Source organism: Colwellia echini, from assembly GCF_002843355.2.
Classification (GTDB): domain Bacteria; phylum Pseudomonadota; class Gammaproteobacteria; order Enterobacterales; family Alteromonadaceae; genus Colwellia; species Colwellia echini.
The window spans coordinates 138,424-149,902 of the sequence record NZ_PJAI02000008.1; the positions used below are offsets into that span (position 1 = coordinate 138,424).

Annotated in this window: 11 protein-coding genes; 4 read left to right on the forward strand and 7 right to left on the reverse strand. The window is 34.8% G+C overall.

The features are described 5' to 3' along the window. Positions 1 to 115 precede the first annotated feature (115 nt). The 3 genes from CWS31_RS17855 (at position 116) to CWS31_RS09070 (ending at position 2,391) form a co-directional block, all read left to right on the forward strand. Positions 116 to 238 (forward strand): LacI family DNA-binding transcriptional regulator, encoded by a 123-nt coding sequence (locus CWS31_RS17855; RefSeq protein WP_246143450.1) that lies wholly within the window; start codon positions 116 to 118, stop codon positions 236 to 238. After that, a complete protein-coding gene (locus tag CWS31_RS09065; RefSeq protein ID WP_246143452.1) occupies positions 238 to 1,155 on the forward strand; it encodes a LacI family DNA-binding transcriptional regulator in 918 nt (305 codons plus the stop codon). The genes CWS31_RS17855 and CWS31_RS09065 overlap by 1 nt, the downstream gene beginning before the upstream one ends. Positions 1,156 to 1,635: 480 nt before the next feature. Further along, entirely contained in the window at positions 1,636 to 2,391 is a 756-nt protein-coding gene (locus CWS31_RS09070) for an NUDIX hydrolase (protein ID WP_101344896.1), read from the forward strand. Positions 2,392 to 2,803: 412 nt separating this feature from the next. On the opposite strand, the gene CWS31_RS09075 is transcribed toward CWS31_RS09070, so the two are convergent. After that, positions 2,804 to 2,986: a hypothetical protein gene (locus tag CWS31_RS09075; protein ID WP_101344897.1), complete on the reverse strand. Its 183-nt coding sequence runs from the start codon at positions 2,984 to 2,986 to the stop codon at positions 2,804 to 2,806. A 165-nt stretch (positions 2,987 to 3,151) separates the two neighbouring features. Here CWS31_RS09075 and CWS31_RS09080 point away from each other — a divergent pair, with 165 nt between their 5' ends. Beyond that, positions 3,152 to 4,189, forward strand: coding sequence for a TIGR04552 family protein (locus CWS31_RS09080; protein WP_101344898.1), 1,038 nt, complete (start codon positions 3,152 to 3,154; stop codon positions 4,187 to 4,189). Positions 4,190 to 4,257: 68 nt separating this feature from the next. Here the strand turns inward: CWS31_RS09080 and CWS31_RS09085 are convergent, their stop codons facing one another. The 6 genes from CWS31_RS09085 to mnmE all read right to left on the reverse strand — a co-directional run bounded on the left by CWS31_RS09085 (position 4,258) and on the right by mnmE (position 11,363). Next, positions 4,258 to 5,187, reverse strand: coding sequence for a ParB/RepB/Spo0J family partition protein (locus tag CWS31_RS09085; protein ID WP_101344899.1), 930 nt, complete (start codon positions 5,185 to 5,187; stop codon positions 4,258 to 4,260). A gap of 14 nt (positions 5,188 to 5,201) precedes the next feature. Further along, complete coding sequence (locus CWS31_RS09090; RefSeq protein WP_101344900.1) at positions 5,202 to 6,008, reverse strand: ParA family protein; 807 nt, start codon at positions 6,006 to 6,008, stop codon at positions 5,202 to 5,204. 39 nt (positions 6,009 to 6,047) lie between these two features. Continuing rightward, entirely contained in the window at positions 6,048 to 6,680 is a 633-nt protein-coding gene (gene rsmG / locus CWS31_RS09095; RefSeq protein WP_101344901.1) for a 16S rRNA (guanine(527)-N(7))-methyltransferase RsmG, read from the reverse strand. A 73-nt stretch (positions 6,681 to 6,753) separates the two neighbouring features. Next, entirely contained in the window at positions 6,754 to 8,643 is a 1,890-nt protein-coding gene (gene mnmG, locus CWS31_RS09100) for a tRNA uridine-5-carboxymethylaminomethyl(34) synthesis enzyme MnmG (RefSeq protein WP_101344902.1), read from the reverse strand. 492 nt (positions 8,644 to 9,135) lie between these two features. Then, the gene (locus CWS31_RS09105) at positions 9,136 to 9,639 is read right to left on the reverse strand and encodes a flavodoxin domain-containing protein (RefSeq protein ID WP_101344903.1); all 504 of its coding nucleotides are present in this window, start codon (positions 9,637 to 9,639) and stop codon (positions 9,136 to 9,138) included. A gap of 308 nt (positions 9,640 to 9,947) precedes the next feature. Next, positions 9,948 to 11,363, reverse strand: a complete 1,416-nt coding sequence (gene mnmE / locus CWS31_RS09110; protein ID WP_101344904.1) for a tRNA uridine-5-carboxymethylaminomethyl(34) synthesis GTPase MnmE — start codon at positions 11,361 to 11,363, stop codon at positions 9,948 to 9,950. Positions 11,364 to 11,479: the final 116 nt, after the last annotated feature.

Sequence of the window (11,479 nt, forward strand, 5' to 3'; positions counted from 1 at the left end):
CTCGTTTAATCGCTATTGTTTTTCCAGATAAAACATTTAATTCAATGATATCGCTACCAAACTTTGGTAAAGTAAAGGCAGATCAAATAAGATCACCAATAGGAAATTTAAAGCAGTGAATAAATCTAAACGAGCACGAATAAAAGACGTTGCACAAAGAGCAGGCGTTTCAAGTATGGCTGTTTCTAGAGTACTGAACCAAGATACCAAGGTCAGTACCGCTAAAAAGAACTGGTGATGGAGGCGGTTAAAGCGCTTAATTATCGTCCCAATGTTTCTGCTCGTCGATTAGCCAGTAATAAATCTTTCTTTATTGGTTTACTGTACTTTGATTTAGATACCTCTTACGTAAGCAAGTTTTTGTTACGCGGCTTAAAAGTTTGTCGAACAACCGGTCATCATTTAGTGGTTGATGAAATCGACGACGATATTGAAAAGTCTTTAGCTTCAGTTGCTGAGTTAATTGATGAAACCCGGGTTGATGGCTTAATTTTATTACCTCATGTGTGTGATGACGTTAAGTTACTTGAAGCCCTGAAAGAAGCTAATATCACCTTTGTTCGCATTGCGCCGGATACACAACTTAGTTTATCGCCTTATATTTGTATGGACGATTATCAGGCTAGTTTCGAGATGACCGAGTTATTAATTAACAAGGGTCATACTAAAATTGGCCATATTATTGGTAACCCAAATCAAGGTGTTAGTCGCCTACGCTACCAAGGTTATTTAGACGCACTTCGGTCTCATTCAATTAATACTTCGCCTGAATACATAGAGCAGGGCTTATTTACTTATGATTCTGGTTTGCTTGCCGCGAAGAAATTATTGGCGTTAGATGATAGACCAACAGCCATTGTTGCGGCTAACGATGAAATGGCAGCGGCTGTTTTAGCGGCGGCTCACCTTACGAGAATTTCAGTGCCTGACGAGTTATCAATATCTGGATTTGATGATGGTAATGTCGCTATAACGGTTTCACCTAACTTAACAACAGTTAGACAACCAATTCATCAAATGGCTGAATTAGCGATTGATATTATTGCTTCGGGTAAATTTTCAGATTTATCGACAGCCAATAACCGTGAATTTAGAAATGTGTTGGATTTTGAAATTATAGAAAGAAATTCAACCGCCCAAGCGCCAAGTAAGTAATCAGAATTCAGCTTATTTCGTTAACCGATATTGAACTGTCAATAATTTCTACATCGTCAGATTTTTCAGTCATTTCAGTAGGGGAATTAGAGTTTTTAAAAAAACTAATACCGGCAAGTACCGCAATTATAATCAAATATATGATTGTTATTTTTTCATATTGGGTGACATAGTATAAATCTCATTCACTAGTAATTTTAATTGTGACAATTACTATGATGCTTTCAGCTTGTAACATTCAATCACTTTTATCAAAAACTTTAAAAATCACTATTACTATTTGAAATAAAAGAGTTATTTTATTAAGTGATTATTAGTTAAGTTGTTCATTTATAATGAAACATTGCTTTAATTTATGGGAAAATGTATTCTATAGAACTAACATATAGTCTTAATAACTATATGCATTAAATGGATTAAACAACAATAATTGAGATAGCCGATTTACTTATCTTGCTAGGCTCAGTTAAGAGTATAACTATGCCCTACAGTTCATCTAACACCCCAAGTACTACAGCAATTAATGCCCCAACAAGAAAACTTGATGAAGAGAGTATCCCTGAAGATTGTATAAGCAACCTGACAGTAGATAACCTGATTTTCACCCTACATGAAAGTAAATTAAAAGTACTTTTAATTAAGTACAATAGAGGCTTATCCATTAATCAATGGGGTTTAATAGGTCATTGGGTAAAAAAAGACGAAAATTTAGAAGATGCAGCATTACGTGTTGTTAAAAAAACAACCAATGTTGATAATATTTATCTTGATCAGCTTGGCGTCTTTGGCGATGTGAATCGTTATCCTGGCGGGCGAATTATAACGGTTGTGTATTACTCTTTGATACGTTACGAAGAGACAAACGTAATTCTCGGCGAAAATGCCATCACGAGTGAATGGTTTGATGTTTATGATTTACCTGAACTTATGTTTGATCACGCAGACATTTTATCGGCAGGTTTAGATTTCCTAAAATATAAAGTACGACATGAGCCGATTGGTTTTAACTTATTACCTGAGAAGTTTACCTTATTAGAGTTACAAGAAATCTATGAAGCCATTCTTAATAAAACACTCGATAAGCCTAATTTTAGACGTAAATTTCAAAAAATGAATTTATTGATTAATTGTGAAGAGAAACAAAAAAAAGTGGCGCATCGAGCTGCAACACTTTATCGATTTGATATTAATGTTTATGAAAAACTTAGAGAATTCGGTTTTACGTTTGACTTTTAAATATCAAGTGTAAATAAAATAATTTTTTTTGATGTGTTTTCTTCACTATTTAATCATTTAATTTTGCATCTTAAATGATGCTCTTCCAGTCGCACTTATACTTTGTAGGTGCGATTTTTAACTCTGCTTGACCCTAGTGTTCCTCTTCAAAATATATTTATATTTAAAATAAAACACCTCCGATAAGTTAAAGCTATTAAAATCAAATAATTAGTTTAATATTTTGTTAACAAATGATCTGGTAAGTATAAATTACCTCCAATAAAGATATTGTCAAAATGACCAATAAATGTATAGTGCCTTTTCAATGTTTAAAAAATGTACTTAATTTTTATAATAATATTTTAAAAATTAATATTGAAACAATAATTTATAAGGGGCTGAAAGTCCTTTATAAATTATTAAACCAGTATTACGATACAACCTGCAACTGGTAATCATCATTCTCTTCTACGTAGAGATGAGCTTGTTGAATAGACCCGAAGTAATAAGTCAGTAACTTACTACGTTTTTCACGAATAGTGATAGGAATGTCACACTGTTGCACAACTTCAAGCCAAGTTTTAACAAGTGTTAATGGTGGTAGTTCTTGCATAACGTCATCCTTGAAAATAACCATTTTATTTACTTTACGTCAATTTTATAAGCAAATCAAAGTTAATAATATTAAATTTTAATGTCATTAATTCTGAATTAATCAATTATAAATATTTTAGACTATACTATTTTAACCTATTAATTTTAATACCTTATTTAATCAATGAATATAAATCCTTGGCGAAGCACTTCCGTTAGAACAGCCTTAGAAGGTCGCTCTTTTATCGATACAAAACGTATTCATATACACTCAATGTTAGAAGCGAGTAGGTTTTTAGCATGCTACGGTTTTGATATGGAAGATGCTGCAGATAAAGAAGAATTAGAACAAATACGCCTTGAAGCGATTGAATTAATTGAACAAGAGTTATTGCGTCAGGGAGAAAGTATTCCTGAGTCGTTAAAAAATGAAAATGATGTCCGGGAATATTTATTAAATGCGTCAGGCCACGGCGATTTTAAATTAGCGCCATGGAGCGGGGCATTGTTACGAGTAATTCACACACTTACCCATAGTCATTCTTATTTGAATGATATTTATCATGATGCTATTAGAGAGCAGATATTTAAGCGATTTGAGGGCCATATTCACACTAAACAAGGGGAAGAGTACCTTGGTAATATAAAACTGGTTGATGTTGAGTTTAGAACAGCTAAATCGCGTCGCTCTGTAGCGATGAAATTAATGCATAAAGCTGAAAATGTTGCCGCTGATATTTTTGATTGGATTGGTATTCGTTTTATTACTGAATATCGCGCTGATGTTATTGATGTTTTAGCTTATTTACGACAACAACATATTGTAACTTACGCTAATATTAAACCCTCACGATCGCGTAACACGTTAATTGATATGAATTGGTTAAATACTTGTTTAGACAAAGGGATGTCAGTTGACCAGATAAAATCAGAAATGCAATCTAAAGATTTTCCTACTGCGTTAAATAATAATACTGAACCTACCGAGTATAATCAGTTTACTGAAATATCTTATCATTCTGTGCAAATAACTTGTCGGCAACGAATAAAGATTCCTCAGTCTGATGGTAAAAGTCTCAGTTTTTATTTTCCGTTTGAAATTCAAATGATGGATCAAAATAGTTACCAGCAAACACGCGATGGTTTAGCTTCACACAAAGAATATAAAAAGCGTCAACGTAGTGCTGTTCGTAAAAGGATATTTCCATTTTTAGATAAATAAAAACCAGCATAATTGCTGGTTTTATATAATATTTACTTGATGATCATTACTTAACTTTTGAATTTAAGTTATTTAATTTTAGCTAATATTTGCTCAAGCTTTTCTAAGTTATCGTAAGAAATAACCAATTTACCTTTACCTTTTTTATTGTGGCTAATTGCGACTTTAGCACCAATTTTTTCGGTAAGCTCTTGTTCCATATCGATGGTTTCCATTTCTTTTTCAATTTTTTCTTTTTCAGCGATAGGATTTTGAATTTTCTTTATTAAACTTTCTGTTTCACGAACCGTTAGCTCTTTTGCTGCTACTGTTTGCGCTGCAGAAGTTTGAATTTCACCTTCTAAGGCTAATAAAGCACGGGCATGGCCCATTTCAATATCACCATTTTCTAAAAAGGTTTTTACTTCATCATTTAATTTATTTAAACGTAATAAGTTACTTACCGCGGTACGTGATTTTCCAACCGCAATTGCAACTTCTTGATGAGTTAGATCAAACTCGTTTAAAAGACGCTCTAACGCAATAGCTTCTTCCATGGCATTAAGGTCTTCACGTTGAATATTCTCAATTAATGCAATAGCAACGGCAGATTCATCTGGTACGTCTTTAACGATACAAGGTACAACATCAAGTTGTGCTAATTTAGCTGCACGCCAACGACGCTCACCAGCAATAATTTCATATTTTTTACTGCTATTTTCATTATCATCGTTTTCAACTAAACGAACCACAATTGGCTGAATAATACCTTGTGATTGAATAGATAAAGACAACTCTTCAAGCCCCGCATCAGACATACCACGACGCGGTTGGTATTTACCTGGCATTAATTGCCCAATAGGTAATTTTATCAATTCATTTTCAGTCACTTTTACAACATGACTTTCATCGTTAGACTTTTTATTCGATTGCTCCTCTGCGCTTGATATTGCAGGAGATAATAAAGCATCAAGCCCGCGACCTAAGCGACTAGCGCCTTTACGTTTTGCGTTGTTCATAATTTTCCTTTACGCTAGTTGGTAACACTGCTCGTCGGCTGTTGAGCTTTTTTCGTTAAATCATTTTTACGTAATACTTCACCAGCTAAGGCTAAGTAGGCTTTTGCGCCCGTTGACGATTTATCGTAATACATAACAGGTGAGCCGAAACTAGGTGCTTCAGCTAACCTGACATTTCGAGGAATTACACTGCGATAAACTTTGTCACCAAAGTGTCGTTTTAATTGCTCAGATACATCATTGGCTAAACGATTACGAGGATCGTACATAGTACGTAAAATACCTTCAATATGTAAATCATCGTTTACCACTGAGGTTAGTTTGGTAATGGTGTCCATTAATGCTGTTAAACCTTCTAATGCATAGTATTCACATTGCATCGGTACTAATACAGAGTCTGCTGCTGTCATGGCGTTAACGGTTAGCATGTTTAATGACGGCGGGCAGTCAATTATTATAAAATCATAATAATTTTTAACCGGTGCTAACGCTTTCTTTAAACGTTGCTCACGGGCGTATACTTCCATTAACTTTATTTCTGCGGCGGTAACATCGGTATTAGCTGAAATTAAGTGATAAAGCCCTGAGGTTTCTTTAATAACGACTTCTTCAACACTTTGTTCTTCAATTAACAACTCATAACAAGTGGCATGAACTTTATATTTATCAACGCCACTTGCCATGGTGGCATTACCTTGCGGATCTAAATCAATTAATAAAACTTTCCGTTTAGTTGCCGCTAACGAGGCTGCCAAATTTACCGCTGTTGTCGTTTTACCAACACCACCTTTTTGGTTTGCAATTGCTATTATTTTTCCCACAAGCGCCTCTAATTATTTTGTTTTTATGTAGTGCTGTTTTTACTCGGTTATTTTTTTTAACACAAGTACATGACGTTCGCCAACAAGTTCTGGCACTATTATTTTATGGCTGTCTACTAAAGTAATATTTTCAGGAAGTTGATTGATCTCGTCCTGAGGATATTGTCCTTTTAGCGCAAAAAACCGACCATTGTCAGTAGTAATTAAGTGCTGACACCAACTTACCATATCATTTAGTGATGAAAAGGCACGACTTAATACACCGTCAAAAGGTTGTTCGCCTTGATAGTCTTCTACACGGGCTTTTACTGGCGTGACATTAGTCAGCTTTAATTGAAATACCACTTGTCGTAGAAATGTTATGCGCTTTCCTAAACTGTCTAATAATACAAAATTTCGTTCAGGATACAAGATAGCCAATGGAATACCTGGTAAACCAGGTCCTGTGCCAACATCTATAAAGTTTTCACCAATTAACACTTCACCTACCATTAAACTGTCCATAATATGCTTTACCAGCATTTCACTCGGATCACGAACAGAGGTTAGGTTGTAGGCTTTATTCCATTTGTTGAGTAATTCAACATATTGGATTAGTAAATCGATTTGTTCTGAGGTGACAACAAGATCAGTTTTACTGATCAAGGCCGTTAATTGCTGTGTTAACATCATTTTTATTTTAACGAGCCTTATTAATTAAACCTTGAGTAAAGTTAATTAAGCGGCTCGTACCTACCTATTGCTACTACGCTAGTTTGCGAAGCAGTCCGTGTTTTTTTAAGTAGACTAATAATAACGAAATTGCAGCCGGAGTAATACCAGAAATTCGCGATGCTTTACCAATAGTTTCAGGACGAGCATCTTTTAGCTTAGCAACTACTTCGTTTGATAACCCTGAAATTTCTTGATAATCAAAATCTGTTGGGATTAAAGTATCTTCATTACGCTGTTTTTTAGCTATTTCATCAAGCTGTCTGTCAATATAACCCGCATATTTAGTTTGAATTTCAATTTGTTCTGAAGCTTGTTTATCTTTTATAGCTGGACCTAAACCTTCAATTTTCATTAAGTCTGTATAATTAACTTCAGGGCGACGAATTAAGTCTTCTAAACTGGCTTCTTTACTCATTGGGGTTTTAAGCAAGGCGTTGATTTGTTCTATTTTGCTATGATCTTTTTGTACCCAAGTAGATCGTAAACGTTGACGTTCAAGTTCAACTGTTTCCATTTTTTCATTGAATCGTTTCCAGCGTGCATCATCAACTAAGCCAACACTGCGACCTTTCTCAGTTAAACGAATATCAGCATTGTCTTCACGAAGCAATAATCGATACTCAGCACGTGAAGTAAACATACGGTAAGGTTCTTTAGTACCTAAGGTAGCTAAATCATCAATTAGCACGCCCATGTAGGCTTGATCGCGTCCTAAGGTAAATTCACCTAGCTCTTTTACTCTACAAGCAGCGTTAGTACCTGCAATAAGACCTTGCGCACCAGCTTCTTCGTAACCGGTAGTACCATTAATTTGTCCGGCAAAATAAAGATTATTAACAAATTTACTTTCTAAACTTTGTTTTAAATCACGAGGATCGAAGTAATCATATTCAATGGCATAACCTGGACGAGTAATAAAAGCGTTTTCAAAGCCTTTAATTGAACGAACTAAGTTAAGTTGTACGTCATATGGCAAACTAGTAGAAATACCATTTGGATAAACTTCATGGGTAGTTAAACCTTCAGGCTCAACAAATATTTGATGTGAAGTTTTATCAGCAAAACGAGTTATCTTGTCTTCAATTGAAGGGCAGTATCTTGGACCAATACCTTCGATAACACCTGTGTACATTGGTGAACGGTCTAATCCTTCACGAATATGTTGATGAGTTTTTTCGTTGGTATGAGTGATATAACACGAAATTTGCGCAGGATGATCAGATTGTGATCCCATGAATGAAAATACTGGGCTTGGTGTATCACCTGCTTGCTCTTCCATCACTGAAAAATCTAATGATCTTGCATCAAGTCTTGGTGGCGTACCTGTTTTCAAACGATCCATTCTAAATGGCATATCACGCATTTTAGCGGCTAAGTTTACGCTTGCAGGATCTCCTGCTCGACCGCCTTGATAGTTGTTTAAACCAATATGTATTTGCCCTGCAAGGAAAGTACCTACGGTTAGTACCACGGTTTTAGCTTTGAATTTCAGACCCATTTGTGTAGAAACACCAACCACTTGATCGTTTTCCATGATCAAGTCATCACAAGGTTGTTGAAAAATAGTTAAATTTTCTTGGTTTTCTAGGAAGTTACGTACGTAATTTCTATATAAAATTCTATCTGCTTGGGCACGTGTTGCTCGTACTGCTGGGCCTTTGCTTGAATTTAAAGTTCTAAATTGAATTGCACTGTGATCAATGGCTGTAGCCATTAAACCACCTAAGGCATCAATTTCTTTAACCAAGTGACCTTTGCCAATACCACCAATCGCTGGATTACAAGACATTTGGCCTAAGGTATCGATGTTATGGGTTAACAACAATGTTTTACAGCCCATACGTGCTGAAGCCAGCGCAGCTTCGGTTCCCGCATGTCCGCCACCAACTACAATTACGTCATAAGACTCTTGATACCACATAAAATCACAATCCTGCTTGGTTAAATTTACTTTTGATTAATTTAATATTTTTAAAGTGATTCAAAAAGTCTTTACAAAAAAGTACTCAAAGTTTTATCACTCAAATTTAGGGAACGTATTTTAACGCTTTTTTCTCTTCAGGGATACGATCAAATGTGTAAAAAAGATCGGACATGATCCTTAATATATAAAAAGAGATCTTTAAATAGATCTTGTAGTTATTACTTATTAAGATCCTTTTTTTCTGTGAGTAAGTACTTTTTTACTTTATTTATTAATGACTAACAGTAATGATAACTGTGTGATCAAACATTGATCAATCAGCAAATAAGCTTTGATCAAAACCTTTAGTTATCCACATGCACTTTAATTATTTATTTCATACACTGAATAATAATAGAAAAATAACGGGTTATTAAGGTTTTTATCCACATAACAATAAAAAAGTACTGAAAACTGTTAATAAGTTATGTGTAACTGATCACCTTAGATCTAAAGTAGATCTTTATTTGTTCTGATCCACTGTTGAGCAAGATCTTCTGGATCGATATCTTGAGACATATCAAAGGTTTTTAATGGTGCTAATTCATTGCAACCCTTTGATATTAATAGGTTTGAAATATCCTTCGCTGCTTTACAGAAAGTATCGTAGTTAGAATCGCCGATCCCAATGGTTAAAAAACTAACCGTGGATAGATCTTGATCACAATTTGTAAGATCACTAACAAATTGCTTTATGTTGTCAGGGTACTCGCCTGCGCCATGCGTAGAGGTACAAATGATCCAAAGTGATTTATTACTGGAATTATTGTTGTTTTGTTGGCCACTTTTTAGATCCTCAGCAGCTAAAAAAGTGTTTTCTAGTATGCTATTTAGATCTGGTTTTAAGTGAATATCAACATTATGATCAAGTTCATTTAGGGTTTCTTCACAGGCTTCGCCAACATATTCTGTGCCACCAAGCATGCTACCGACAATGATTTGTATTGCGCTCATAGAGGTTCTCTTTGATTATTATGTAACCATAAATAGGGTTAAATAGGGAATAATATGTATGTAAATACATGGTATTTTAGCTATTTTATTGCTTAAAAGCTGTTATACCAATTGAAATAATAAATTTATTATCTTCAAAGAGGATTAGTTTTAAGGATAATTCCGAGAGAATAATGAGTTTTCTTGAGTAAGGAAGAGGTATGTATACAGAACAGAGGTTATTTAGTATTAAATTATCGAGATATATAACAGAGGTAAATATATACCTCTGTTTAAAATAGTACTTAATTAGATGATTGCTATAGCGACTATTTTCCAATACAAAAAGAGCTGAATATTTTACCTAAAAGATCATCACTGGTGAATTCGCCAGTAATTTGATCTAATTCTTGCTGACAAATTCGTAATTCTTCAGCCAGTATCTCACCTGCTACGTATGATTCAAGTTGATCAAGGCCTGTTAATAAATGCTGATGAGTATTCTCTAATGCTACTAAATGACGTCTTCTAGCCATAAAACCACCTTCGGTACTACCCTGGTATCCCATGATCGTTTTTAAGTGTTCTTTTAAGCTGTTTACCCCGTCACCTGTTTTCGCTGAAAGTGTAACAACTGCATGTTGAGTGCCGTCAGTATCAGTAAATTCGGAAAGGCCTGTGGTAGCATTATTTACATCGGCTTTGTTTCTGATCAGGGTTAAGCCCATATCTTTCGGTAACTTAGCAAAAAATTCAGGGTAATAGTTTTTAATGTATTGTTCATCTTCTATTACTGTGTGTTCTTCACTTGCATCAACCATTAATAATACGCGATCTGCTTGATTAATTTCTTGCCAAGCGCGTTCAATACCTATTTTTTCTACAACATCATCACTGTCACGTAAACCAGCCGTATCTATAATATGTAATGGCATACCATCAATGTGTATTTGTTCGGCTAATACGTCTCGTGTTGTACCTGCAATATCGGTAACTATGGCGCTTTGTTTGCCGCTTAAAGCATTTAATAAGCTTGATTTACCAGCGTTTGGTCGACCTGCAATAACTACGCGCATACCTTCACGTATTATGCTGCCTTGTTGTGCTTGTTTACGAACATCTTCTACTTTAGTGATTATCGCTTTTAAATCGTTAACTACTTTTACATCGGCAAGAAAGTCTATTTCTTCTTCGGGAAAATCTATTGCTGCTTCAACATACATTCTTAAATGAATAATACTCTCGACCATTTCATTAACAAGTTTTGAAAAGTCACCTTGTAAAGAGTGTAGGGCAGAGCGTGCTGCTTGCTCTGAACTTGAGTTAATTAAATCCGCAATAGCTTCCGCTTGGGTTAAATCTAGTTTGTCATTTAAAAAAGCTTGTTCACTAAATTCACCAGGTTTAGCCATAATAACTTTCGGCAATTTTAAAATAGACTTTAATAACATGTCTAAAATTATTGGTCCGCCGTGACCTTGAAATTCAATAACATCTTCACCGGTAAATGAATTAGGCGCTTTAAAATATATAGCAATACCCTGATCTAAAATTTGTGCTTTACTGGCTGTTTCACCGTCAGTAAAAGGTAGGTATTCAGCTTTTCTTATCTCAGGAACTTTACCTAAAATAGCTTGCGCAACATTTTTAGCTTCTGGGCCTGATACTCTAATAATACCAACGCCTCCACGTCCTGGTGCTGTGGCTTGTGCGGCAATTGTTGTTTTTTGATTCATTGATGTCATGGCGAGGTAAATATTGTTAACTATTGAATAAGGCTATTTTACTTTATTTATCTATTAAATGCCTAAAAGTTAACGGAGTAAGCATTATATTTATCGAAAAAGTAAACAAGTTGAAT